Origin of the sequence: Lysinibacillus sp. 38-6 (assembly GCF_046245175.1) — a bacterium.
In the GTDB taxonomy this organism is placed as follows: domain Bacteria; phylum Bacillota; class Bacilli; order Bacillales_A; family Planococcaceae; genus Lysinibacillus.
Genome location: NZ_CP176417.1, coordinates 322,003 through 345,773, shown reverse-complemented (window position 1 = coordinate 345,773; position 23,771 = coordinate 322,003). Strand labels below are relative to the sequence as shown.

29 protein-coding genes are annotated in these 23,771 nt (G+C 36.0%); 9 read left to right on the top strand and 20 right to left on the bottom strand.

All coding sequences use genetic code 11. The annotated features are described in order from the left end of the window. Positions 1–6: 6 nt before the first annotated feature. The 4 genes from ACKVEV_RS01815 to ACKVEV_RS01800 form a co-directional block, all read right to left on the bottom strand. Entirely contained in the window at positions 7–612 is a 606-nt protein-coding gene (locus tag ACKVEV_RS01815; protein WP_409368690.1) for a DUF2441 domain-containing protein, read from the bottom strand. 37 nt (positions 613–649) lie between these two features. Beyond that, entirely contained in the window at positions 650–1,105 is a 456-nt protein-coding gene (locus tag ACKVEV_RS01810; RefSeq protein WP_409368689.1) for a hypothetical protein, read from the bottom strand. A 19-nt stretch (positions 1,106–1,124) separates the two neighbouring features. Beyond that, entirely contained in the window at positions 1,125–1,562 is a 438-nt protein-coding gene (locus ACKVEV_RS01805; protein ID WP_409368688.1) for a hypothetical protein, read from the bottom strand. A 641-nt stretch (positions 1,563–2,203) separates the two neighbouring features. Next, entirely contained in the window at positions 2,204–3,430 is a 1,227-nt protein-coding gene (locus tag ACKVEV_RS01800) for a hypothetical protein (protein WP_409368687.1), read from the bottom strand. A 250-nt stretch (positions 3,431–3,680) separates the two neighbouring features. Between ACKVEV_RS01800 and ACKVEV_RS01795 the strand changes: the two genes are divergently transcribed. Then, entirely contained in the window at positions 3,681–4,100 is a 420-nt protein-coding gene (locus ACKVEV_RS01795; RefSeq protein WP_409368686.1) for a hypothetical protein, read from the top strand. Positions 4,101–4,310: 210 nt separating this feature from the next. Here the strand turns inward: ACKVEV_RS01795 and ACKVEV_RS01790 are convergent, their stop codons facing one another. The 3 genes from ACKVEV_RS01790 to ACKVEV_RS01780 all read right to left on the bottom strand — a co-directional run bounded on the left by ACKVEV_RS01790 (position 4,311) and on the right by ACKVEV_RS01780 (position 5,796). Beyond that, positions 4,311–4,847, bottom strand: coding sequence for a GNAT family N-acetyltransferase (locus ACKVEV_RS01790; protein WP_409368685.1), 537 nt, complete (start codon positions 4,845–4,847; stop codon positions 4,311–4,313). A gap of 30 nt (positions 4,848–4,877) precedes the next feature. Next, complete coding sequence (locus tag ACKVEV_RS01785; protein ID WP_409368684.1) at positions 4,878–5,198, bottom strand: hypothetical protein; 321 nt, start codon at positions 5,196–5,198, stop codon at positions 4,878–4,880. 232 nt (positions 5,199–5,430) lie between these two features. Then, on the bottom strand, positions 5,431–5,796 hold the full coding sequence (locus tag ACKVEV_RS01780) for a cupin domain-containing protein (RefSeq protein ID WP_409368683.1): 366 nt from the start codon (positions 5,794–5,796) through the stop codon (positions 5,431–5,433). Positions 5,797–5,935: 139 nt separating this feature from the next. Here ACKVEV_RS01780 and ACKVEV_RS01775 point away from each other — a divergent pair, with 139 nt between their 5' ends. Then, a complete protein-coding gene (locus tag ACKVEV_RS01775; protein ID WP_409368682.1) occupies positions 5,936–6,409 on the top strand; it encodes a YbaK/EbsC family protein in 474 nt (157 codons plus the stop codon). A gap of 55 nt (positions 6,410–6,464) precedes the next feature. On the opposite strand, the gene ACKVEV_RS01770 is transcribed toward ACKVEV_RS01775, so the two are convergent. The 3 genes from ACKVEV_RS01770 to ACKVEV_RS01760 all read right to left on the bottom strand — a co-directional run bounded on the left by ACKVEV_RS01770 (position 6,465) and on the right by ACKVEV_RS01760 (position 9,674). Further along, positions 6,465–7,730: a glutathionylspermidine synthase family protein gene (locus ACKVEV_RS01770; RefSeq protein ID WP_409368680.1), complete on the bottom strand. Its 1,266-nt coding sequence runs from the start codon at positions 7,728–7,730 to the stop codon at positions 6,465–6,467. 24 nt (positions 7,731–7,754) lie between these two features. Beyond that, positions 7,755–8,486 (bottom strand): hypothetical protein, encoded by a 732-nt coding sequence (locus ACKVEV_RS01765; RefSeq protein ID WP_409368679.1) that lies wholly within the window; start codon positions 8,484–8,486, stop codon positions 7,755–7,757. 144 nt (positions 8,487–8,630) lie between these two features. Next, positions 8,631–9,674, bottom strand: coding sequence for a DUF418 domain-containing protein (locus ACKVEV_RS01760; protein WP_409368677.1), 1,044 nt, complete (start codon positions 9,672–9,674; stop codon positions 8,631–8,633). Between the two features lie 236 nt (positions 9,675–9,910). Here ACKVEV_RS01760 and ACKVEV_RS01755 point away from each other — a divergent pair, with 236 nt between their 5' ends. Then, positions 9,911–10,672, top strand: coding sequence for an MBL fold metallo-hydrolase (locus ACKVEV_RS01755; RefSeq protein ID WP_409368676.1), 762 nt, complete (start codon positions 9,911–9,913; stop codon positions 10,670–10,672). Between the two features lie 100 nt (positions 10,673–10,772). Next, positions 10,773–11,036, top strand: coding sequence for a Parvovirus coat protein VP1-like protein (locus ACKVEV_RS01750; RefSeq protein ID WP_409368675.1), 264 nt, complete (start codon positions 10,773–10,775; stop codon positions 11,034–11,036). A 101-nt stretch (positions 11,037–11,137) separates the two neighbouring features. Here the strand turns inward: ACKVEV_RS01750 and ACKVEV_RS01745 are convergent, their stop codons facing one another. Continuing rightward, positions 11,138–12,001 carry an effector binding domain-containing protein gene (locus tag ACKVEV_RS01745; protein WP_409368673.1) on the bottom strand — a complete coding sequence of 288 codons (864 nt, stop codon included), beginning with the start codon at positions 11,999–12,001 and terminating at the stop codon, positions 11,138–11,140. Positions 12,002–12,241: 240 nt separating this feature from the next. On the opposite strand from ACKVEV_RS01745, the gene ACKVEV_RS01740 reads away from it, so the two are divergent. Next, positions 12,242–13,312 (top strand): branched-chain amino acid aminotransferase, encoded by a 1,071-nt coding sequence (locus tag ACKVEV_RS01740; RefSeq protein ID WP_409368672.1) that lies wholly within the window; start codon positions 12,242–12,244, stop codon positions 13,310–13,312. Between the two features lie 70 nt (positions 13,313–13,382). Here the strand turns inward: ACKVEV_RS01740 and ACKVEV_RS01735 are convergent, their stop codons facing one another. The 4 genes from ACKVEV_RS01735 to ACKVEV_RS01720 all read right to left on the bottom strand — a co-directional run bounded on the left by ACKVEV_RS01735 (position 13,383) and on the right by ACKVEV_RS01720 (position 17,466). Further along, positions 13,383–13,772 (bottom strand): tautomerase family protein, encoded by a 390-nt coding sequence (locus tag ACKVEV_RS01735; RefSeq protein WP_409368671.1) that lies wholly within the window; start codon positions 13,770–13,772, stop codon positions 13,383–13,385. A gap of 78 nt (positions 13,773–13,850) precedes the next feature. After that, entirely contained in the window at positions 13,851–14,597 is a 747-nt protein-coding gene (locus ACKVEV_RS01730) for a carotenoid biosynthesis protein (protein WP_409368670.1), read from the bottom strand. An 85-nt stretch (positions 14,598–14,682) separates the two neighbouring features. Next, the gene (locus ACKVEV_RS01725; RefSeq protein WP_409368669.1) at positions 14,683–16,263 is read right to left on the bottom strand and encodes a phytoene desaturase family protein; all 1,581 of its coding nucleotides are present in this window, start codon (positions 16,261–16,263) and stop codon (positions 14,683–14,685) included. A 219-nt stretch (positions 16,264–16,482) separates the two neighbouring features. Next, positions 16,483–17,466 (bottom strand): EAL domain-containing protein, encoded by a 984-nt coding sequence (locus tag ACKVEV_RS01720; protein ID WP_409368668.1) that lies wholly within the window; start codon positions 17,464–17,466, stop codon positions 16,483–16,485. Between the two features lie 392 nt (positions 17,467–17,858). On the opposite strand from ACKVEV_RS01720, the gene ACKVEV_RS01715 reads away from it, so the two are divergent. Beyond that, complete coding sequence (locus tag ACKVEV_RS01715) at positions 17,859–18,398, top strand: RNA polymerase sigma factor (protein ID WP_409368667.1); 540 nt, start codon at positions 17,859–17,861, stop codon at positions 18,396–18,398. Further along, the gene (locus tag ACKVEV_RS01710; protein ID WP_409368665.1) at positions 18,388–19,281 is read left to right on the top strand and encodes a stage II sporulation protein P; all 894 of its coding nucleotides are present in this window, start codon (positions 18,388–18,390) and stop codon (positions 19,279–19,281) included. The genes ACKVEV_RS01715 and ACKVEV_RS01710 overlap by 11 nt, the downstream gene beginning before the upstream one ends. A gap of 44 nt (positions 19,282–19,325) precedes the next feature. On the opposite strand, the gene ACKVEV_RS01705 is transcribed toward ACKVEV_RS01710, so the two are convergent. The 3 genes from ACKVEV_RS01705 to ACKVEV_RS01695 all read right to left on the bottom strand — a co-directional run bounded on the left by ACKVEV_RS01705 (position 19,326) and on the right by ACKVEV_RS01695 (position 21,117). Further along, positions 19,326–20,138 carry a protein phosphatase 2C domain-containing protein gene (locus ACKVEV_RS01705; RefSeq protein ID WP_409368664.1) on the bottom strand — a complete coding sequence of 271 codons (813 nt, stop codon included), beginning with the start codon at positions 20,136–20,138 and terminating at the stop codon, positions 19,326–19,328. Then, a complete protein-coding gene (locus ACKVEV_RS01700) occupies positions 20,131–20,583 on the bottom strand; it encodes an HIT family protein (RefSeq protein ID WP_409368663.1) in 453 nt (150 codons plus the stop codon). Before ACKVEV_RS01700 ends, ACKVEV_RS01705 begins: the two co-directional genes overlap by 8 nt. A 75-nt stretch (positions 20,584–20,658) precedes the next feature. After that, positions 20,659–21,117, bottom strand: a complete 459-nt coding sequence (locus tag ACKVEV_RS01695) for an NUDIX hydrolase (protein WP_409368662.1) — start codon at positions 21,115–21,117, stop codon at positions 20,659–20,661. 146 nt (positions 21,118–21,263) lie between these two features. Between ACKVEV_RS01695 and ACKVEV_RS01690 the strand changes: the two genes are divergently transcribed. After that, on the top strand, positions 21,264–21,425 hold the full coding sequence (locus tag ACKVEV_RS01690) for a hypothetical protein (RefSeq protein ID WP_409368660.1): 162 nt from the start codon (positions 21,264–21,266) through the stop codon (positions 21,423–21,425). An 85-nt stretch (positions 21,426–21,510) separates the two neighbouring features. Here the strand turns inward: ACKVEV_RS01690 and ACKVEV_RS01685 are convergent, their stop codons facing one another. Beyond that, complete coding sequence (locus ACKVEV_RS01685; protein WP_409368659.1) at positions 21,511–22,365, bottom strand: LysR family transcriptional regulator; 855 nt, start codon at positions 22,363–22,365, stop codon at positions 21,511–21,513. Between the two features lie 112 nt (positions 22,366–22,477). Between ACKVEV_RS01685 and ACKVEV_RS01680 the strand changes: the two genes are divergently transcribed. Next, positions 22,478–23,572: an NADH:flavin oxidoreductase gene (locus ACKVEV_RS01680; RefSeq protein ID WP_409368658.1), complete on the top strand. Its 1,095-nt coding sequence runs from the start codon at positions 22,478–22,480 to the stop codon at positions 23,570–23,572. On the opposite strand, the gene ACKVEV_RS01675 is transcribed toward ACKVEV_RS01680, so the two are convergent. Beyond that, positions 23,567–23,704, bottom strand: coding sequence for a hypothetical protein (locus tag ACKVEV_RS01675; protein ID WP_409368657.1), 138 nt, complete (start codon positions 23,702–23,704; stop codon positions 23,567–23,569). The two genes, ACKVEV_RS01680 and ACKVEV_RS01675, sit on opposite strands and share 6 nt — an antisense overlap. Positions 23,705–23,771 lie beyond the last annotated feature (67 nt).

Below are 23,771 nucleotides of genomic sequence, written 5' to 3'. Positions count from 1 at the left end.
CCTTGTTTAACCCTCAATATTCGATACGAAATCCTCCATAATTTCTACTACTTCTATTTGCCCGTTTATCAAAAGTTCTGTAAGCTCACTTTTCATATCACTTTTCCAATAATCTTTAGCCTGTTCAATTTTTTGAGAAAAAGGGGCCCCATCCTCCTTCGGTAAAAGATTTGCATTTCCTTCAAAATAATTACCGTTAACTCGAAGTTTGACAATCTGCAAAACATAGCGATTGTATAAATCAAATAGTTCTTTCCATTTCAATACATCCTCATAGCTTTTTGTAGCGTATAAGCAAGACAATCTTGAAGGATAATTAGGAAAATCTTGTAGTCTAACCATTTCTACTATTACTTCTCTAATAGCTCTAATTGTTTGTTCTACATATTTAAACGTTACTTCCGCATCCTCTTTACTTAGGTGCAAGCCATCCTTCATTTTTTGAGCATTGATAATTTCAATAAAATCTTCACCTTTAGTATTTACTTGTTCCTTATCAAAAAAGAAGCTATATAAGGTGTTTTTCTGGGAATGCTCAAAGTTAATTATTTGCCCTATGTACATTTTATTTCTCGTTACAAGATGATACGCAAAAAATTCTTTGTCCTTCATACTCTACCTCCGCAACTTAGAGTTCAAGACATGAGACTTAGCCTTCATCCTTGATTAAACTACCACCAGTACTAAAAAAATGTTCATTATCAACAGATTCTATAAAACCCTTTAATTGAATGCTAGGATCATCAATGCCTAACACAGATTGATCTCCCATTCCTTCAAACGGCATGAAAACATGAAGTGTAATTTTTTCTCCTGGCTGAATATCTAATTTATTGCCATCCGCTTCTACTGTGTATTGATTATCCTTTAAACCACTTTCCCCGAGTTTGATAGGGTAAGAAACAAAAACATTATTTTGCTTAATAACAAAATCACTATCATTTTTTAAATGTATAGTATAGGATATGCCATTTTCGAACCTTTCTGTTTTCATTAATGCTAACGTTATTTTTTCTATATCGTTTGTTGTAAACGTTTTTTCACTTACACATCCTGATAGCAATACAAGTATTAATAGACTTGTACATAATAATTTCATTTTCATTCTTATGCCTCCATACTTGTTAAACATCTTTTGGACTGTTATAGCTTTTTAAAGTAAAGATAATAAATCCTACAATTAATATCGCAAAAATTCCTAAACCGTTATAGACATCTTGGATATAGCTTTTTTGATATGCATACTCGCCTTCTCTAATAGCTTTTATATAGTGTCCATTGCCTAAGTCAATGGCTATTGCAATATGAGTAGCTACACCCTCGATAGCATAATATTTCGTTCCTTTTGGATAAATATTCGAAAAATTACCTTCAAATTGTTCCATATCGGAATACTTCGTGACTTGTCCAATCTCCTTTGCAATATTTTCTACATACTCATCGCTAATCACATAAATATAATCGTCCCAAACAACGAAAGGATATGCCCAACTTGTTGCCATTGCTTTGCATGGTAAAAGTAAAATGACTACAAAAGCAGAAAGCAAAAATGTATATTTCAAGCATAACACTCCTTACTAAAAGAACTTTTATTATAATTAGACGATTAAAACCCAATTGTGTTACAAATAATACCAATTCAATCAAACTTAATAAAAGGACTGCTAGAACAACTCAACGGTCGTTAAAGGTAGTCTTTCCACTGTTGCCACGCTATCCTTTATTGATAATGTTCGAGGTAATTGCCGCCTTCAAAAATATGTTTTATATCTTAGCCATTTCAAAACAATCACTAAAGATAGGTCTAATAACTTCTTCTTTATAAATTTCTCATTTTGGTTTTTTGGGTTACTTTCAACTTTCTCGAGAAATAGATATATAATAGTTTTTATCCAACAAATTAAAAAACACGATGTTTCTTATTTATTAATTTAAATAATGCCTTCCCTATCTAAACCATGTTATAACTTTATCTTTGACCGTTTTAATATGTAAAAAGACCAGGTACTCACTATTAAATGAGTCCCTGGTTATTTTTTCACTTCTTCAAGAAACTTATCAAAATTAAAATTTTTAAAGGATGAAATTCTTAGCATATCAGTATTTGTCATCTCTAAATACCGATCTTTACCATGAAGTCTTGGTCCCAGCCATAATTCGGAAATGAAAAAATTTTGAAGTTTTCAAATTAAATATTGTACTATTAATTTAAAGCTAGATAAGTATAGCCAATTTTCCCATTTAGAGAAGACCAAGAAACAAATTTTAAACCTGAATTGTTTTGTCCACCATCAGAATCATAATAGCCAACTTCTCCTTTAGAGTTATAAGCAGCTATAACAGTCCAATGGTATCTTAACTCACCTGAACTAGCATTTAAAAATTCTATTACACCTAGCGGGTATTTTTTATTAATAGCATTTTGAACGTTTGCAAAAGTTGGCACTTCTACACCACTTTGATTATAAGCTCTTGATTTTGCTGTAAATTGGTTTTTATTTAGATTTAACTGTGTTTCTAATCCATTATGAAAAGAATATTGATTTGTTCCCCAGAAATATGAATTCATCATATAATACATTTGATTAATATGTTTAGCATCATTACCATAATAATCTGAGTTTCTTACCTCTGTTATCCCTCGAACGTTCCGATAATAATTAGCAATCATAACCCCAACTGCTGGGCCACATGATGAATTAGGGTTTGCTACACCTGATTGCCTTTGCCAAATACGGGATACTGATAATGTGTCAGGTAAAGTAGCTAAAGTCGATATATCATTAGTTAATGTATCACTATCTCTTTCGCTAATAGAAAAGTCTGAAATTTCTTGTGTCATAAGTGTTCCAGATTGAATCTGTTGTTCTATAATATTTTGTTCAATAGAGGCTTCACTTAAATTAATACCAAAATTCATTTCCTCATAAAAGTTAATATTGTTTGGTTCATATTCTTTAGCATATTCAATATATTTTTGTTTTGCTTCTTCAAGAATTTTATTTAAATCATTTAAATTATCTGCAAATACTATATCATTAAAAGTTAAGTAGAACGCTTTTTGATGTGGGTTTCCTGCTAAAATTTCACCATAATGTGTATCGACACCATTGTCAACTGCACCCCATTCTAGTAATGTCCCTAAAGATTCTTTAGCTGAAATTAAGGCATAGCCAACTATTTTATCACCCTCATAAATATGCACATAATAACCTATCACCGTATCATCAGTATGGTATAATTCACGAACATATCTAAGTTCGATATTTGATGACGCAACATTCAAATATTCTGCACGTGATTGAATTTCTTCAAGTGCTTTTCCTTGTAATTCGAAAGGAATTGTTCCATCGGCTTCTTTCGCGTCAACATCTGGTAAAAAAATACAAAAACTAAGGAATGCTACTACAACCATCATTACTTTTTTCACGTTTTTCCCTTCTTTCGATAATTTTTTCACCAAATGCCAAATTCAGACATTTGATAGATTAATAATACTATAATTTTTTATTAAAAACCCATTAATTCTAAAATAGGTATTTTTTTACTATAAAGCCCATTGGTAATAATTACTTATTTATTATTACAAACCTTAACTTATTGGGGTGATAGTCTACTACATAAGCTATAATTAAAATAGAAGAATCTTTAAAAAATAAATTTAATTAGGAGTTGTTTATATGGCTATAAAAGCGATAGAGTTATTTTTAGTGATAGGTTCTATTTTTTTTCTTTTTTTGATTTCATTTTTTTTAAGGAATGGAAAAAAATTATTGTATAGCTTTATAGTTATTATCCTTATAAGCTATGCAGTATTCCTAACTATTCGCCCGCATATACAGGACGCAAAATATGATAAATATACTCAAATGGTTGAAGAACATTTAGAAATGAAATACCCTAATGCATCTTGGGAAACTAGTTTTGATAAAGAAGAATTATTAACTACAGCATATGGATACCAAATAAAAGTTAAATTTGCTGACGAACCAACAGTACTTTATGTATATAAAATTGAAAATGATAAAGTTATTCAAGCATATGTATCATATAATGAAAATCATCATCAAAATGACGGAAAGTATGTGGAACGAGATTAAAGACTTCTCATAAGATACTAACTATAAGAAAAGCAAAAACTCAACTGTAAAGTGATAATAAAGTTATTTAATTCTGATTTAAAAATATAAAAGCCTCGCTACAAATCAACTTGTAGTAAGGCTCTTTAAATTTATTATGGTGTACCATTACTGTTTATTGTTCTATTGGTACTTCTACAGTAAATCTAAGCAAAAGGAGATAATGTATAGTTATAGATGGTTTTGGAGTTCCAGGTTTTTAAATTCTTCTAAACCATACACAATTTCAGCAAGTTTTTTCCCTGCAATGTGAATGTCCACCGTGTCGAGTTTTTGGGCGCCGAGTGTTTCATAAAATTGACAAGCATGATTGTCTTTCAGCACTAAAATGAGCATGGAAGTCCATCCCATCCTCTTTATTACATCCACGATGGCTGTCATAAGTGCTCTACCAATCCCGCGCCCTTGGTATTCTTGTAAAATATAAATGGCATATAATTCACCTTCAAACCCACTATATTTTCCACTTCTTTCTTTGCCGCCCGATGCGAAACCAACAATGTCTCCTGCATCATTTTCAGCAACAAATACCCCACCATTCGGAATGGTTTTTTGCCAATTCTGCTCACGACTTTCATACGATAAATTGGTTAAATAGTCGTCCGGCACAATGTTGGCATATGTTGTTCTCCAACTGTCGACATGTACTTTCGCTATTGCTTTGGCATCTGTGACATCGGCTTTTCTGATACTAAAATTACTATCCATTTGATCACTCCTATTTATAGATTCGATTATTTATCCATAGTTACTGGCGATTCTATATGTTCTATCAGCGATTCGCAGAGTTTTACCGGCGATTTCATGGGTTCTATCAGCGATTTGCGATGTTTTATCAGCGATTTCATGGATTCTATCTGCGATTTGCGACATTTTACCGGTGATTTCATGGGTTCTATCAGCGATTTGCGATGTTTTATCAGCGATTTCATGGATTCTATCTGCGATTCGCGATGTTTTACCAGCGATTTCATGGATTCTATCTGCGATTCGCTCAACTAAAGCCTTTTGTGGCGATTGACACAGATATAATGGCGATTGACCCAAGGTTTGTGGCATTTCGTACAATTTTAGTGGCGATTCGCAGGGTTTTTCCGGCGATTCATGGGTTCTATCAGCGATTCGCAGAGTTTTACCAGCGATTTCATAGGTTCTATCAGCGATTCGCGACGTTCTATCGGCGATTCACGACCCTCTATCGGCGATTCACTCAAGATTTGTGGCGTTTCACACTAATTTAATGGCGATTGATCCAAGGTTTAATGGCGAACTGCCTGCAATCTTATATTCTTTAAATCCAAACATCATTTTCAGCCGTCCTGTCGTTCTGTATTTCACCTGTATTAACAACACCTCTGGGCTCTACAATCATTATTTTGCATTCTTTTTCTGCATAAGGCTTGTGCTCCACACCTTTTGGTATAACGTACATTTCGCCTGCTGATAGTTTAACCTCACCATCTCGAAAGGCAATTACCATTTCTCCATCCAGTACGATAAATACTTCATCTGTCTCCTGATGTTGGTGCCATACAAAGTCCCCTTGAATTTTAACTAACTTAAACTGATAGTCATTCATTTCAGCAATGACTTTAGGAGACCAATGCTGGTTAAACTTCGATAGCTTTTCGCTTAAATTAATAGGATTGTGATTCATATATATTCCTCCTTTTTTTCCTTATATTACACTTTATACAAAAGCAAATACAGTTGTTTTCACTTCCTATTAGCAATCAGCAACTTAAATTCTGAAAATTATGTTAAAATAAATATAAACTGCAAGGAGGAATTTACATATGGCAATCGAAAAAGTACGTGAGCATTTTGCACAATGGAATATCCAACATAAAATACAGGAACTGAATGAAAGTTCCGCAACGGTTGAAATGGCCGCACAAGCACTAGGCTGTGAACCTGAGCGCATCGCTAAAACACTCTCGTTTCTTGTCAATGATGGGGCGATTTTAATTGTAGCTGCGGGCGATGCCAAAATAGACAACGCCAAATATAAGGCCATTTTTGGTGTGAAGGCTAAAATGCTGGCGAAGGAAGAAGTAAATGATCGCATTGGACATGATATCGGGGGTGTTTGCCCATTTGGTATTAATGAAGGGGTTGCTGTTTATCTAGATGAATCGCTTAAACGATTTGCAACTGTTTTCCCGGCATGTGGTAGCAGTAATTCTGCAATTGAACTTAGTATTCAAGAGCTAGAAGCGTATACACCTTATCAGCAATGGATTGATGTTTGTAAAGGCTGGAACGACTAACTTAAAAAATCCACTTCGCCTCCTGCGATTGCGGAAAGCGAAGTGGTTTTTTACTTTACAGGCTAGCTTTATTACCTACAGCGAGCCAATGTGAGTCCCATTCTGTAATTTGATTGCCCACACGGCAAGACAGTCCACATGCACGATTATCAGCGATAAAAGAGCCAATTAGCCATTTTTTTGAATGTAACCCATCCGCTAGTTGAATATCGATGGATGGCATTTCCACATATTGCTGGTAAATAAACAAATTATCATCATAGTGTGTATTTGCAGATGCATTTGTTTTCGAGCCGTCACCTGCATAAATTTCAACTGTATTGCCTTCACGAGAATAAACAGGCTTTTTTACATAGGGTATTCCCTGTGCTATAAAGGGCTGTGCAGATAAGTACGTCGGTAACATGTACTTATTAATTGCTGCTCGCTCCTCCGCATTAAATAACAGTGGATCATTTTTTCGCTCCCAAATAAGCCATAACAAAATTTTAGATTGCAAGACATAGGCAGCTGGTGGATTAATAATCGCGAGTATGCGGTCTTTTACAAGCTCCAAAAGTTGCAGTCCAATTCTATCGCCATCGGATGCCACATCATCCATTAAAAACTCAACTGGATGGGCGGGGCGATACAAAATATCGATTTTCTCCATTGATGGTGTGTAGAGCCCTCTCGGTACTTCCTGTGTATCGTTAAAAAAAATAAGAAGCTTGTCGATCGGTACGTATTCAATATCGAATGGCACACATCTTTTCAAAAAATGTACCTGACAATATTCCTCAAAGTCTGCTTCAGCCGTTTTCCCCGTAATGACAATTTTAGGCTTTTTCACATCATGTAAATAGTGCATCGCGGCAAAAAGCGCTCCAGATAACGTTTTTTGCAGGGCTGACACATCATTTGGATTTTCGAACTGAAAATGCTGACAAAGCTGTTCATTCATCTCAAATGTTTCTTGTACTAAAAATGGCGTTTCTCCATTTAATTCGAGACATTTGATGTGGCCATCTTCCGTACAAATAAAATCAAAACGAGCAAGGATAGACTGTTGCTGTAAATAGTCCAAGTGAATATAAGGCACCATTTCTGCTCGTATACCGAGCGCACAAAGCTGGTCCTCAGTTAAGTGCTTAAATTGTTTGCCAACTTTTAAAAAGATTTGCCACAGGATGTTTGAGGCGTAATACAGCTCGTCAATTTGCTCCTTTGGCAATTCTTTCACATCGTATAAGGCGTACGCTAGATTTTCAACATCATAAAAAAAATGAGGAAATTGCGAATAGAATTTTTGCCGTTGCTTGTTTAATGTTTCGTGTTCCATCGGATTTCCTCCTTTTCCAATCGATTAGGACGACGAAGAGCCACCTCTCGAAGCACCGCCAGAACCAAAACCTGATTTACCGGTGTTCGATGTAGAGCTTGAATACGAATTAGAACGATCACTAGAAGATGAGCTAGAGCCATTCGAATAAGAACGCTGCCCGCTCGAATAGGAATTTGTGTTATTAGCATTTGTTCCACTAGTCGTTGAGGCGTTTGAATTCGTACCATTGGAAGTTGAGTTATTCGATGGGGATTTATTCAAATCTACGCTTCCACCACTTGATGATGTGCCAGTTGAAGACGAAGAGGAGCCACCTGTTGTTATGCCATTTGTTTTTTTCGTAGTAGTCGATGCTGCTCCTGCCGATTCACTACTGTCCTTATCTTTATCCGTTCCATTTTTTAAATTTTTGCTTTTATAAATGGCACTGCCAATCATGGCACCAGCAGTGGCATACATTAAACCATTAAAGAAATGTTGGGCATAATACGGTGAATTTTCATCTAAACATTCAAACGAACCATCATCGCTTTCTTGCCACTCTTCACAAGCATCCGCCAATTCACTATTATGTACATTGAGTAAATCCTCATCATTAGTCGCTTGATGATTATTGCTTGATGTAGTCGTTGGATTGACCGGGTCATTTGTCTCCTCAATTGCCTGTGAGTCACTATTGCCACATGCCGCTAATTGCATAACCATTAAAGAGGCTGTGGTCACCGCCATATATTTTTTCATTTGTTTCGCCATATTTGTACGCTCCTTCAACTTGTTACCTTTTTTACGGATGACCTGTAAATTAGTTTCATTGTGTTTACAAATTTATACTATAAATAATAGCACAATAGTAATTGAATAAAAAAACGTCAGAGTAATAACACTCTGACGCTTGCATTATTTTGTCTTTACTTTTCTCCCATAAGTCATCCAGCGCCACAATCGTTCCAATGGCCCTATTTGAAAAAACTTAAACCAAATAACACTAAAGATGATTTGAATGACAAAAATCATAATGGCGATCATGACAATATTGGAAGTCGAAAGCACTTCTAGCCCCATTAGCGATATAATTTCTAACCCGATAAAACTTTGAGCTAAGTAATTTGTAAAGGCCATTTGTCCAACACGACCAATTGGTTTCATTATTTTTACGATTGTCGCATGTTCCAACACAATAAATAAACAAGCTAAATAAAAATAAGTAGTTGGGATGACACCTAAACTAAGTATGAACTGTAACTGAGGGTCCTGATGTTGAGATGCAAACCAAATCCAACAAGATATAGCGACAAAAAGAGGACCTGTTGCATACAATACCCATTTTATTTGTTGGGCGTGCTGTCCGATATTTCTTATCCAATCCGCTTTCGCTACGAGAAAACCGGTTAAAAACATAATAAAAACAGTTAGTATATCATTCCCTAATAAATCAAAAATCGTGGAGACGAGACCGAAGTCTGGTAAATACAGTTGACCTACTATGCTTACAATATAAACGGTAATAATAGCAAAAAGCCACTTACTAATAGTAGAAACTTTTGCATGATAAAACGGTAGTAGGAAAAAACCGATGACTGCATATACAAATAATATGGAGCCCCAGAAAAAAACGAGATGGATGATACCAATAATGAATAACGACAGTAAACGTCTTGCAAAGCGCCATCGTGGTTTATCACCGCGAGCTTCAGCACGAGAAGCAAAAATATAAAAACCTACACCAAAGAGAAATGAAAAAATAGAAAAGAATTTCTTCTCGACCAATATATCAATTAACGTATCTATGATGCTATCGAATTTACTATAGACTGGCACAGGTCCTCCTTCTACTACTAGTTGATAAGCACCTACATTAATAAATAAAATACCAAATAGTGCTAAACCACGAATGATATCTAAAGAAACAATTCTTTCTTTTTGCTTAATAGATGGATGCATACTTTAAAACTCCTTTTTGTTATTACCTTATTCTCCTTCGTTATTATAGCTACGCAACCTTACAGCAGTTTTTTGATTAGCTTACAAAAACCTTAACTGAAGTATTTTATTGGCGATTTCATCAATTCTTTTTCCTAACATATCTATTACAACTAAAAAATGTAATAATTATGATAGAATAAATAAAATATGTATTTATTTACAACACATTATATTTTAAAAACAGGAGTTTTATCATGTCCATTTCGTTACACCATATACGACATGCCACATCCATTCTAACGTTTAATCAAAAACGGTTATTAATTGATCCTATGTTAAGTGATTTCGGCGAACTTGCGCCTGTACCTTTTACTAGGAACTATCGTAAAAATCCTTTAACACCATTGCCTGTTGCATTAAACAGTTTTGAACATATCGATGCTATATTACTGACCCATCGGCATTTTGACCACTGGGATAAACAAGCGATAGCCGTCCTGAACAAAGACATACCTGTCTTTTGTCAGCCGCGAGATGCCAGAGCTGTACAATCTGCTGGTTTTATCAATGTCATATCAGTAGAAGATTGTTATGAATGGCAAGGCATTCAAATAAAGCGAATACAAGGGTCACACGCTCCTGGTCTTACCGGTAAGCTGCTAGGACCCGTTTCAAGCTTTTTCTTACATACAGCGACAGAAGGTTCTATTTTTATACTTAGTGATTGTATTTTTACACCGACCATTGCCCAGGCATTTCGAGAGTTGATGCCAGAGGTGGCCATTTTAAATGTAGCAGAGGCTAAGATGATATGGGGAACGTTTATTACGATGCAGCGTGAAGATATTGCTCGTATTGCCCAGTTATCACCAAGGACAAAGCTCGTTGTCGTCCATCTTGAAACGATTAATCATTGCCAATTAAGTAGAACTCAACTAACAGGTTATTTAAAAAAACAACAGCTAGAACATGCTGTAACAATACCTAATGATGGCGAAACTTTGCTTCTATACTAGTGAGATTTTTTAAGCTTTTAGTAGTTTTTCATCCCTTATCAAAAGTTCAATCGACATAATTTATAGTGTGGAGACTATTTTTGAAAAGAGGTTACTCATCATGAACAGGAATAGAAGATTCGGATTTTGTTATCCTGGCTATCGGTATTGTGGTCCCGGATGTTCAGGACCTGGTGCACCTACCAATGCTGTTGATTCCTGCTGCAAAAGGCATGACGAATGCTATGCGAAATACGGAAGATCAAAATATTGCGATGATATGTTTCAAAAGTGTTTATTGCCGCAAATGAACGCCAACAGCAAAATGGGCAAGGATGCGAGATTGTTTTACAAAGTCTTTGCATTGCGTCATAACTTTTTTTAATCACTAAAAGCCAAGAATGAGACTGGTTATCCATTCTTGGCTTTTGCAGTTATTGTTGGCGCTAAATTGTGTGTAAATTGTTTGAGTGCCTGGCACCATCTTTATTTAATCGGTATCCAAATTTCTGAGTATAAATCTTCACTTGTAGGGTCTTCATCTGTATAAACTTCTAATTCAGCTGTTCCTGCAGGCTCATATGGATTGGATGGAAACCATTCAGAGAAAATTTGCTTCCACGCATTTTGCATAGCATGCGGCATTGGGCCATGGACCTCAAATACGACCCATTTGGACGCCGGTACTTCTATCGAATGCAAATGTTCAGGTACTTCCCCTACGTGATCTGTGCCTATCCAATAATCGATTAAACTATTTTCTTGATAGTTTTCATCCGGCACACAAACACCCAGTACCCCTTTAATTTGTCCGTTATTTAAAGCAAATAATTGCTCGTCCATTCCTTGACGATTTACTTCATCCCAAAATAGCGGTATCCCTTGCAAATTCTCGCCTTTTTGACAATTATACGTTCTTTTTACGCCTACCACTTGAAACTTCTCTTTTTCTACAATATTATACTTCATTGGTTCTGCTCCCTTCAGACTCACCTGGATTACGAGGCGGTTATATGATTGTAATGGTCCTTGCTGTTTACGTGCGTCACTTGGCGTCACACGATGTTGCTTACGAAATGCTTTTGTAAATGCTTCAGGAGAGTCATAGCCATATTTGTAGGCGAGATCGATTATTTTAATATCTGTATTGATTAATTCTTGTGCCGCTAAAGTCAATCTTCTTCGTCTAATATAATCCGCAATGGACATATCCGTTAAAATCGAAAATGTTCGTTGAAAATGAAAAACGGAGACGTTCACTTCTTGTGCGATTTGCTCCATTGTAATCGTTTCTTGCAAATGCGCTTCGATATAATTTATTGCCTTTTGAATCGACTCTATCCAACTCAAATGCCCTCACTCCTTATTTTTAGGTTATCGTACTTAGATTTTTTCATCCTGTCTTTTTATGCTATCTTTGGACTGGTCAGGGCAGTTGTATGCATAGTCTACTATATATTTTCTGCTTATAATGAACAAATCAGCCATTTTATTAATTATTAGTAGATTCTTAGTATTTAATTAATTTAAAATAAACAGTATTATTAACTATTATAGATATTTCATCTAATGACACAATACGCGGAGGATATGACGATGTTAGAAATAACAAAAGAAATCACAACAAACCCAAAAGAAAAACCAGCAGTAGACCAATTAGGTTTTGGACAATTTTTTACCGATCATATGTTTATAGTCGATTACACAGAAGGAATGGGCTGGCATGATCCACGTATTATCCCATATCAGCCGCTTTCTATCGATCCTTCGGCAATGGTATTCCATTATGGACAAGCTGTCTTTGAAGGACTAAAAGCGTATGCAACAGTGGATAATGGCGTGCTATTATTCCGTCCTGACCGCAATTTCAACCGTTTAAATCATTCAAACGAGCGTATCGTCATTCCAGCAATTGATGAAGAACTGGCATTAGAAGCGTTAAAGCAATTAGTAACATTGGATCGTGAATGGGTTCCTACAGCACCTGGAACATCTCTTTATATTCGTCCATTTATTATTGCAACTGAGCCACACTTAGGTGTCCACCCTTCTAATAGTTACAAATTTATCATTATTATGTCTCCATCTGGTTCGTACTACAAAGAAGGTATTAACCCAGTAAAAATAATGGTAGAACAGCACTTTGTTCGAGCTGTCGCTGGAGGAACTGGCGAAGCGAAAACGGCTGGGAACTATGCGAGTGCCCTAAAAGGACAGGAAATTGCCCATAAGGAAGGTTATTCACAAACGTTATGGCTTGATGGCAAGGAACACCGTTATATTGAAGAAGTAGGAAGCATGAATATTTTCTTTAAAATAAATGGTACAGTGATTACGCCTGCATTAAATGGCAGCATTTTGCCGGGGATTACACGTGATTCCATGCTGCATGTCTTAAAATCGAAAAACATTCCAGTCGAAGAACGTCGCATTTCCATCGACGAAGTGGTAGAGGCTTATCATAATGGTACGTTGGAAGAGGCATTTGGTACAGGCACAGCAGCGGTTATTTCGCCTGTTGGGGAATTAAAATGGCAAGACGAAAAGATTGTCATTAATAACGGTGAGATTGGTGACATTTCACAAATGCTTTATGATACATTAACTGGCATTCAAAATGGTACGCTTGAAGATGCATTCGGTTGGACAATTAAATTATAGAAAACTAGCTAGAACAAGCAAAAGTGTTAGATTGAGTATGGTCAATCTAACACTTTTTTTGCTGTTCCCCTCAAACATTTACTTTATAGTTTAATGCTAACTCATCCCCCGGTAGTCCTCTTATTCCCCAATGATGCTTGGGCGTTTCAAAAATTGTCATTTCAATATCTTGAGGGGCTATAGCCAGTTGACTATGAATCTTGTCAAATAACAATGTAAGTAATTGCTTTTTCGTTGCGACTGTTCGTCCTTCAAACATACTAATCTCAAGTATCGTATAAGATGCTGTTCTATCACTTGGATAATAAAAATCCTCTTTGTCCATCGGGAAAAAGCGATGGAATTTTTTATCATCAGGTAGACCAAGTGCCTCTACCATACAAGCATGAATTATATCCGATAATGTTGCCTTAATAGGATTTAACCTTTCTTTTACACCATAAATTTTTATTTGGCTCAAGCTCATCACACCTTTCTACACTAACTCTTCTATAAGGAGTGTAGAAATCCTGTCTACTGGAGGGTAGAATGTTTGGCACTATCTATAAATTTCATCTCGCCTCATAAATAAAAATACTACAGCTACCACGATTATGGGAATCATAGCAGCTAAATACAGTGCATGTAATAAGGCGATAAATGCAAACATGCCAATCATTAAGCTATATAAAAGAACCATTCTTTGATGCCACTGTCTATCGGCATGTCGCTTCTTAAAAAGGAGACCAATGACGAAATGTAAAACAAAAGCCGTTATAAACCAACCAAGGAAGTTCGTCAATGGAATGTCATAATAATAGCCTCCCTCTTCCCAAATCCAATAATTTTTAACTTTAAAAGAAACAGGATCAAGCACTAAATCAAAGACCACCGCTAACAGACCAGCAATTATAGAGCGTATCCAACGATTCGCAAGCGGTAACGCACTTGCTATCGCATCGGAAGTCGCAAGAACCATAATCCAAGCGAAACCGATTGCAACAGGTACACCAAACAAATTCGGTGCAAAATATTGCGTGTATTCATAAGAACCAAAGAACACAGAATGGGTTGATCCTAAGTATTCCACAATAAACGTGGCGACAAAAATAAGGGCACTAATCGACACACCTTGCCAGCCCCCAAATCCCCGGACAAAATAAATAAGCCCTAGTATACCAGCTGTTATAATAAATACACTATTCGCCCATTCGAGCCATGTTGGCAATAGATTAAATCCTACTAAAATGACACCGAAGCTATACCAAGTAAGAAAAAAATAAAAAATGGAATGCTGCCACCTCATAAAGTTGTGCTACACCACCTTATTGATTTTTATTTATAGCTTCAGTGCAAATAGAGAGGAACACTAGATTGATAGACGAATGTTATTAAACTTGCACAACATCTATGCCATTGCCATGTCCTGTTGTCGTTTTAGAATCAAATAACTCAACTTTTGGTAAGGGCTTAATCGTTAATTCCGGCATTTTTTCTTTTCTTAAAATACCGTTTGCGGTAATACGAGCAGACTCTAAAATAATGGGCAAACCACTACCTGGGTGCGTCCCCCCACCTACTAGCCAGCAGTTTGCTAACTCTTCAAATTGGTTATGCGGACGGAATGTTAGCATTTGTGTCAGCTGATGACCAAGATTAAAGGTTGCCCCTTTATAGACATCGATTTCCTCTTCCCAACTTCTTGGAGAAATCACTTTTTCTTCTTCAATATATTGTTCAAGATTGTCAATTCCCAGTTTCTTTTCTAGCATGCCTATTAACATATCACGATAGTCTTTTTCACATGTCTCCCAATCTATGTTACTAAAATTATTCGGCACAGGCGCTAACACGTATAATGTGGATTTCCCTTGTGGTGCAACGGTTGGATCTGTGACAACAGCATTTTGGATATAAATCGATGGATCATCTGATAACACTTTGGCATTCGTAATATCCTCTACATTTTGACGATAGTCCTCTGCAAACCAAATTGTATGGTGTGGCAAATCAAATGTTTTATTTACCCCTAGATATAACATGAAAGTCGAACAAGAATATTTTTTCTTCTCTAACTTTTCTTTAGAATATTTTTTTAGTACACCCGGTTCCACTAAGTTGGTCATTGCATGCGCAAAGTCACCGTTAATAATGACATCATCAGCCGCAATTTTATCCCCATTTTCTAAAATAACACCTCGCACTTTCCGTCCGTCTAACCATAATTTCGATACACCAGCGCCTGTAAAAATTTCTCCTTCATTTTCACGCACTACTTGAGCCATCGCTTGTGTTAACTTGTTCAGGCCGCCTTTTATATGATAAACGCCATATGCATGCTCAATATAAGACAGAATCGAAAAGGCGCCAGGACTTTCCCACGGAGACATACCTAAATATTTTGCTTGGAATGTAAACGCAAGCTGTAATTCCTCTTGCTTGTAATAACGAGATAATGTATCAATTAAAGATTTACCGACTTCTAGCTCGCCTAAAGCTTTTAAAACCTTGGGCTGAAGTAAATCCGTGAAGCGATTCATACTCGTCTGTAAAACGGGTGCTAATTTTTCTAACTTGCGATTAGTTTCCCGCATATATCGTTCATAGCTTCCTTCATTACCGGGGAAGAGCTCGTTAATTTGCCGAATCATTTCGCCTCTATCACGCGTCATCTTAATCTTTTTGTCACTAAATATAAGTTCATACATAGGATTTAAGTCAATTAGCTCTATGTAGTCATGAATATTGCGCCCCGTAAGTTCAAAAATCTCCTCTACGATATACAGCATATTTAAAAAAGTAGGACCCATATCAAACTTATAATCCCCTAGTTGGATTTCACTTGTTCTCCCACCAATATAATTCTTTTTTTCAAATACCTTCACATTAAAACCCTTAGCAGTCAACAACATAGCTGATGCTAAACCGCCTGGGCCAGCTCCGATAATAATGATGTCTTTTTTCTTTTTCATGATAAAACCCTCCCCATACATTAAGATCGTTCTCTATATTTTAAGTTGGTCGAGTTGTTGTATAAGCAATTCATTTATCACTTATACAATAATTCTACAATGATTATACAACTGCTATACAAAATTTTGCAAATAATTACGGTACTAAAAAAATGCAAAAAAAATACCTAGGGCAAAAGCTTGTCTAATGCAAACTTTTATCCTAGATATTGTTGTTAATTAGCGATGCGGAGTCATACTAGGTTTTCCAAATAGATAACCTTGAAAAAGCTGATAGCCATTTTCCTTTAGCCATTCAAAGTCTTCTCTGCTTTCAATCCCCTCTGCTAATGGGGTCGCATTGACTTCAAACGCTTTTGCTAAAAACTGTTTAGCAACTGTTTGTTTTTCACTATCCTTACTAACACCTTGCACATATTTAATGTCCAATTTCATGTAATGTGGCTGTAAATCAGCAAGCATTTCTAACGTATTATAACCTTCACCAACATCATCTAAGGCATACTGAAAACCTTTTTGTTTATAGTAATTTAAAATTGATTTTAAATGTTCAATATCATCAACTTTGTCTGATTCAACTACTTCAAACACAAACTGATTCGGATCGATCCCTAATCGATCGGCCAATTGCACCGTTGTTTGTAAACAAAACTCTGGAGAGTAAATGGACGTAGGGATAAAGTTAATAAAGGTCTTTTTCTGCAATACCGCTGCATAGCTTACAGCTGCCATTCTACATATACGATCTAAAGCGTATAAACGCCCACGACTTCTTGCTGCTGTAAAAATTTCGTTCGGATAGATAAGCGAGCCATCTTCTCTTGGAAATCTAGATAATATTTCATAGGCATAGATTTCTTCCCTTGCATTGACAATCGGTTGTGAATAGCTTATTACAGATTTCTTGCGTATCACTTCATCAATCCATTTCATTTCTACAATGGCTTCGATTTCTGAAATCGGCTGCCATTGCCTATTTTCTAGACGAAAATAAACATGTTCCTTGTCCATATAATCGTTGCAAAAATCAAGAAATTCCCTAACGCCTGACTCTTGGATAATAAAATAATCATCATAAGCTGAAACGAAAAAGCCTCGTCTTTTAAAATGGTTAACGACCTTCTCCATCATCGTTAGATTTTGATATCCCACTAACTGAATATCATACTGCAACTCTAATACTAAGCAGCTTTTACAAGGCATAGATTATTCCCCCTGAGTAAATTAAAGTAGCAATTTTGATCGCTTAAGCATAATGGACTAAAAAACTGCTTCTTCCCTAGTTTTCGTTAAATTATACAAAATTCCTTCTTACAATAGCTATTCTTTTGTTGTTATATTTAGTGTATAAGCACTTTTAAAAAACTTCACTTATAAAATATCATTTAAATGTAAAATTGAATTTACCCTTATTTATCCCACCCTTTGTCCTTACCTCTACCCTCTATAAATTACTTTGAAGAAATATGAACTGACATGACCGACAATTTGGGAATTTAACGTCTGTATAAATATGGATATATTTTAAAATAATTGTAACCTTTTCTAGCACTCAAACGATTTATAGATGTAAAGAAAAATAAGGGGGGAACGATTTGCTTGATCATGAAAAATTAGAGGATACCATTGATGAAATCTATAATCGGCATTATTTAGATGTATACCGTTTTCTAATTTGCTTTTCAGGTAATCAAAACGATGCAGAGGATTTAACGCAGGAAGTGTTTATTCGTGTGTTAAACAATTTAGCAAAACTTCAGAGTTTATTAAACGTAAAAACGTGGATATTTTCCATTGCCAAGCACGTTGCAATTGATCATTATCGCAAAAAGAAATTTGTTTCCCTTTTTACGGACGGTTTTTTTAAACAAATGATATCAAGCCAAAAAGAACCCAATGAAGTCATTGAGCAAAATGAAGTGAAGAGGCAGGTTCACCAAGCCATTTCAAAATTAAGACCAAACTATAGAGCCGTCGTTATTCTACGGGGGATAAACGAATTTTCCATTAAAGAAACTTCCGAAATCTTACAATGTAGTGAAGCAAAGGTCAAGGTTGATTACCACCGCGCGTTAAAAGAATTGAAACAAACATTAAGTTTAAATATAGAGGAGGTTATTGGCAATGCAAACTGACAAAGATTTATTAAATTTAATGAAAGAAGCGTATCCACTTAATCCTCGAGAGGAATTTGTCTCTTCGACATCAGTTAAACTTAAACAATTAGCAAGAAAAAGGGATAGGAAAAGAAAGTTTATTCAATTAACCATGGTTTCTACTAGTGTGGCTATATGTGCACTCGCTACATTATTATTTATCTTCCAAACCAAACAGGATTCACTACATTTCAATACCACTCAAGAAAAAAACATCGCCGCTTCAACAACGACTGAAAATCCGTTAGTTTACATTTATCAAACACACAATTTAGAGTCTTTTTATTCTCAATCTATAACGACTGACTCGAAGGAAGCTTATCAAGACACACAAAATATTACACTCGTTGGTGAACGATTAAGCCAAGCTTTAATTAATAATGGCATTCCCTCTATGCATGATAAAACGAATATAATGGGGATTTTAAAAGAAAAAAACCTATACTTTCATAAAGCATATGACATTTCTAGAGAGCCATTGGAGAAAGCTTTAGCAAATAACAGCACGATTCAAATGGTATTTGATATACACAGAGATTCCGCAGAAAGGGATATGACAACAATCAACTTGGCTGGAACAGATTATTCTAAAGTGGCCTTTACCGTATCAACATCAAGTAAAAACTATGAAGAAAACTATAAATTTGCGACACTACTGCATAATAAAGTGGAAGAAAAATATCCTAACTTATCCAGGGGCGTCATCGTAAAAAATAAGCCGATCGGTCAAATCACGTATAATCAAGACCTTTTTGCCAATGCTGTCTTATTAGAAATTGGTGGAATAGAAAATACTTTAGAAGAGGAGTATAGAACTGCGGATATTCTTGCAAATATTATTAAAGAACTAGTTGTGCAATAAAACGGAACAGGAGCGTTTCATATAGTGCTTGCAACGCTCCTTACTTACGCATTACTCGGTTGAGTGGCTTTTTCTATGCAATTAATTTTCCAAAAAACAATCGTAGTACTATCTCTTACATTATTATTTTGAATTGTGTTCAACATATAAAGAATACTTTCCTCATCTTTCATGCTAGTAACAGTATTATAAATGTTTCTTGGATTCGAGTATGGTTCATTCGGACATTCGATTAGTCCATCTGTCGTTAGTAAAATGCAGTTTTCCCCTTCTCTTAATTCTCTAATCCCAACACTGTAACACGGCACTGCCAGTTCAAATGTGTTCACTTGTCCTATCCATTCATAAAATTGCCTTTGATTTAGCTGATACTGACCGAGTGCAGCTAGTTCTGGGTGAAATAAATATAAAATACAGTCACCAACAGAAAACCACCATACATATTTATGTTTTCTAACTACAATTAAACAAGCGGTTTCTCCTGTTACATGCCGGCAAGCAGCTAGGAACTCCCTAGATTGAAACATCTTTACGATTTTTTCTTCAAGTTTTTGAAACAGCTGTTGCGTTACTGACGAAGCTAATAAATTTTTTATTTGTATCTTTTTCGCATTAAAAAGCTCTACAATTATTTCAGCACTTTCCGCTGTATTATGAGCGTCTAGAATAATGGCGAATTCCCAATCTTCCTCGTTATTACACCATATCAAACAGCCATCTTCGTTTTTCGTTTGCCCCGCACTGGAATTACCACCATATCTTCCGACAATCATGTGATGATATGGTTGAATATTTATATGATCAACAAAATCTTTTTGGCTACCTACCCAACTAAAATCCTCAAAAAAATTATTCATACGGATGACTCTCTAAATAGCTTTTGATACGATGACAAAGTGCAAGAACATCGTCCTCGTCTCCCATCGGCGCATCTGTCCAATCATAAACTTCCATTGGTCCCCAGTATTCTTTCGGTGTATTCGGATAACGAGCCACAATATGCATATGAAGATGTGGCACTGAATTTCCCGAAACAAGTGAATAAACATGTTCAGCATGTTCAGACTCCATTAGCGCCTTGCTCACTCTAGCCATTATAACGCCGAATGCTTGTGCTTCTTTCACAGTCATATCGGCAAGTGTTGGCGCATGCCTTTTTAAATCAATCATAATATGACCTAAGTAATTAGGTTTACCATTTCGATCAATATGACCGACGTAAACATAGTCATCCTCGTATATCATTGCTCCTGAAGTTTCTATTATTCCCTTGTGTTTATCGCAAATAAAACATTCTTTCATAACCGTTCGCCCCCTAAGTTTTAACAGTCAAACTACCATTAGCCCAATACCTTCAATCTAGCTCCTGGCGTCATTTTATTTAATTACGGGCAAGCTTTCCTTGTTTACCCAATCGTGAATAAATCGTGCTTGATGTTCGTTTAAATGCGGCAAATTATCACGTGAAAAAAATCGATGTTCATGACTTTCTTCAGAGTCCTGAATTTGGCCTGTAAAGCTGCTTGAGTGGAATATTATTTGAACGCTAAACACCTTGTCACCATTTGGATATGTAGCAAATCCTGCTTCTCCAGAATAAATACCAAACAACGCTAACTGTTCTACTTTTAAACCAGTCTCTTCATACGTTTCTCTTATAGCCGCTTCAAGAAATGTCTCTCCAGGTTCCATCACCCCACCTGGAATGCCCCAAACATCTCGATCTGTTCGATGTTGTAATAAAATTTGATTGTCTTGTTCAAGTATTATCCCACAGCCAACTGTCATTAGCAGTTCATCGCCAATAAGCTGGCGCATTGTTTGGATGTAATTCATTTTTTTCTCCTTAACTATCTAATGTTACACAACTTTATATTAACATATTTATCCAATTAAAACAGAAACTTTTATTTAAACCACAATGTATGAAGACAAAATTTAAGGAAAGAATAAACAATATAATTCCATTCTGAGGTGAATAGATGAAAAAATTAATCATCGGTACTTTTACGTTAGTTTTAACAACAGGGTTATTATTTGGATGTGGTAATGCGAAAGATGATACTGAGCCAACAGATACGGAAGCACCTTCCACACACAAAGATCATATGGAAGATAAAATGGATGATAAATCCAAAGAATAATCTCTTATACGTATTAAAAAAGACAGAAAACCAGCTCTTAATTTCACTGGTTTTCTGTCTTTTCATTTTGCGTCTTGCCCATTTTTTAGTAATCCCACTTTTGCGCATGTTTTCGAATGATTTCAATCATACGAATAATGGATGGGGAAAGCCATTTATCCTTATGATAAGTTAAAAATGTGGAGATGGTTGCATGTTGTTGCGGCACAAACTCCCCTTGCAACTTTTTATCTTCTAATTCTTCTTTTACTGAAAAGTAAGGGACTACCGAGAAGCCTAAGCCATTTTTGACGCAATGTTTGATTGCTTCTATACTTTGAAATTCTAAACTTTCTCTAATATCAATAGCTTGATTGCGAATATATTCATCAAAGACTGATTTATAGCTGCACTTGGCCTCAGCAAACAGTGCGGTATTTGTTAGGATTTTTTGGGAGGAGCTAATTTTAACCATTCTTTCTTGAATGAGTTTTTCCGCATACAGATCTTCTTGTTGCCAATCATCTTTCTCCAATATTAACGCAAGATCAATATCCCCATTTTTAAGACTTGTCGCCACATCATCATTTTCAAGTGATTTTAATAATAGCCTTACTTTAGGGTATTTCATTTTATAATCCAGAAGAATGGCCGGCACACGACAAATTGTTAATGACTCCGAAATGCCTAAGATTAAATCGCCCTGTGGTTCTTTATCAATATTCAATGATTGATTGTACAGTTCAATAATTTTTGTAGCATACGTCAAAAATTGTTGGCCATATTGCGTTAACATGACTTTCTTTCCTAGTCGGTCAAATAATGGTCTCCCTAGTTCTTGCTCTAGTTCTTTAATATGGGTCGTAATAGAAGATTGGGCATAACCAAGATGCTCTGCTGTTTTATTAAACCCTCCTTTTTCTACAATTGTTTTAAATGTAATGAGATGCCGAATTTCCATAACGTTTAATCTCCTATCGTTCAGTTTTATTGAACTAATTTATCGATTTTATCAATTTTACTAAAGTGAAATTAGCATGTAAACTAATACCAAACTTATCAATCAGGAGGTAATGATTTTGACAAATACAATTTTAGAGCCATTTAATCTAGCGGGAATGACCCTCAAAAACCGAGTAGGATTGGCACCCATGACGCGGATTAGTGCGACTGAAGAAGGGTTGGTCACAGAGAAAATGGTGGCCTATTATCGTTCCTTTGCTGAAGGTGAATTTGGACTAATTATTACGGAAGGCACTTATATTGATCAAAAACATAGTCAAGCATATCAATATCAACCAGGTATTGCTTGTGAGGAACAAGCTCAAGCGTGGCAAAGTGTTGTGGATGCTGTTCACGCAGCAGGAGCAAACATTGTCATGCAGTTACAACATGCTGGCCCACTATCACAAGGTAATCGTTTCGTTAATGAAAACATTGCTCCATCTGCTATTCAACCGACAGGAGAGCAACTTGCATTTTATTTAGGTGAAGGAGCCTTCCCGATACCACGTGAAATAACAAAAGATGAACTAGCGGAAGTGAAACAGCGTTTTGTCGATGCGGCTATACGCGCGAAATCTGTTGGTTTTGACGGCGTCGAATTGCATGGCGCAAATGGTTATTTATTAGATGCTTTTCTCACAGCCTATACGAATGAACGGCATGATGAATATGGTGGCACGACAGAAAACAGAGTTAGATTTTTAGTCGAAACCATTCAAGATGTCAAAAAGGCTGTTGGTGAAAACTTTGTCGTAGGCATTCGAATATCACAAGCGAAAGTGAATAATTTCAGTTATAAGTGGCCTGCAAAAGAACAAGATGCGCAAATTATCTTTGAATCATTAGGACATGCTGGCGCTGATTATATTCATATTACAGAATACCAAGCATGGCAGCCCGCATTTGAAACAGGCAGCGATTCTCTTGTAGCCCTTGCCAAAAAATATAGTCAATTACCGATACTGGCAAATGGCCAGTTAGATCAACCGGAACGTGCTTCTGAAATGATTGACAATGGTCATGCTGATCTTGTCACATTAGGTAAAGGTGCATTGGCGAACCATGATTGGGTAAAGAAAATTAACACGGGCGAGGCTTTAAACGAATTTAACCCCGCACGAGTACTTTATCCCATTGCCAATATTAAAGATTTTGAACTATAAGTTTTCTGCGTGTTCTTCAACTGTTGGTTGCAGAACACGCACTATTATTAAAACCTGGGCTATCGCCATTAAAATTGATGTTTGCGCCACTAAACGCTTTGCTATCGCCATTAAAACCCTTGTTTGCGCCACTAAATGCTCTGCTATCCCCTAAACTCTCGCTATTCACTTATAACTACTAAAAAGAAGTGTCAGAGCT

Coding starts and splice junctions, on each gene's coding strand:
- ACKVEV_RS01740 (WP_409368672.1), top strand. CDS start 12,242: ATGACGATGTTAGAAATAACAAAAGAAATCACAACAAACCCAAAAGAA.
- ACKVEV_RS01795 (WP_409368686.1), top strand. CDS start 3,681: ATGGCTATAAAAGCGATAGAGTTATTTTTAGTGATAGGTTCTATTTTT.
- ACKVEV_RS01690 (WP_409368660.1), top strand. CDS start 21,264: ATGAAAAAATTAATCATCGGTACTTTTACGTTAGTTTTAACAACAGGG.
- ACKVEV_RS01680 (WP_409368658.1), top strand. CDS start 22,478: ATGATTTTGACAAATACAATTTTAGAGCCATTTAATCTAGCGGGAATG.
- ACKVEV_RS01815 (WP_409368690.1), bottom strand. CDS start 612: ATGAAGGACAAAGAATTTTTTGCGTATCATCTTGTAACGAGAAATAAA.
- ACKVEV_RS01765 (WP_409368679.1), bottom strand. CDS start 8,486: ATGGCGAAACAAATGAAAAAATATATGGCGGTGACCACAGCCTCTTTA.
- ACKVEV_RS01710 (WP_409368665.1), top strand. CDS start 18,388: ATGCAAACTGACAAAGATTTATTAAATTTAATGAAAGAAGCGTATCCA.
- ACKVEV_RS01730 (WP_409368670.1), bottom strand. CDS start 14,597: ATGAGGTGGCAGCATTCCATTTTTTATTTTTTTCTTACTTGGTATAGC.
- ACKVEV_RS01770 (WP_409368680.1), bottom strand. CDS start 7,730: ATGGAACACGAAACATTAAACAAGCAACGGCAAAAATTCTATTCGCAA.
- ACKVEV_RS01705 (WP_409368664.1), bottom strand. CDS start 20,138: ATGAATAATTTTTTTGAGGATTTTAGTTGGGTAGGTAGCCAAAAAGAT.
- ACKVEV_RS01700 (WP_409368663.1), bottom strand. CDS start 20,583: ATGAAAGAATGTTTTATTTGCGATAAACACAAGGGAATAATAGAAACT.
- ACKVEV_RS01760 (WP_409368677.1), bottom strand. CDS start 9,674: ATGCATCCATCTATTAAGCAAAAAGAAAGAATTGTTTCTTTAGATATC.
- ACKVEV_RS01780 (WP_409368683.1), bottom strand. CDS start 5,796: ATGAATCACAATCCTATTAATTTAAGCGAAAAGCTATCGAAGTTTAAC.
- ACKVEV_RS01755 (WP_409368676.1), top strand. CDS start 9,911: ATGTCCATTTCGTTACACCATATACGACATGCCACATCCATTCTAACG.
- ACKVEV_RS01810 (WP_409368689.1), bottom strand. CDS start 1,105: ATGAAAATGAAATTATTATGTACAAGTCTATTAATACTTGTATTGCTA.
- ACKVEV_RS01685 (WP_409368659.1), bottom strand. CDS start 22,365: ATGGAAATTCGGCATCTCATTACATTTAAAACAATTGTAGAAAAAGGA.
- ACKVEV_RS01790 (WP_409368685.1), bottom strand. CDS start 4,847: ATGGATAGTAATTTTAGTATCAGAAAAGCCGATGTCACAGATGCCAAA.
- ACKVEV_RS01720 (WP_409368668.1), bottom strand. CDS start 17,466: ATGCCTTGTAAAAGCTGCTTAGTATTAGAGTTGCAGTATGATATTCAG.
- ACKVEV_RS01775 (WP_409368682.1), top strand. CDS start 5,936: ATGGCAATCGAAAAAGTACGTGAGCATTTTGCACAATGGAATATCCAA.
- ACKVEV_RS01785 (WP_409368684.1), bottom strand. CDS start 5,198: ATGCCACAAACCTTGGGTCAATCGCCATTATATCTGTGTCAATCGCCA.
- ACKVEV_RS01725 (WP_409368669.1), bottom strand. CDS start 16,263: ATGAAAAAGAAAAAAGACATCATTATTATCGGAGCTGGCCCAGGCGGT.
- ACKVEV_RS01750 (WP_409368675.1), top strand. CDS start 10,773: ATGAACAGGAATAGAAGATTCGGATTTTGTTATCCTGGCTATCGGTAT.
- ACKVEV_RS01695 (WP_409368662.1), bottom strand. CDS start 21,117: ATGAATTACATCCAAACAATGCGCCAGCTTATTGGCGATGAACTGCTA.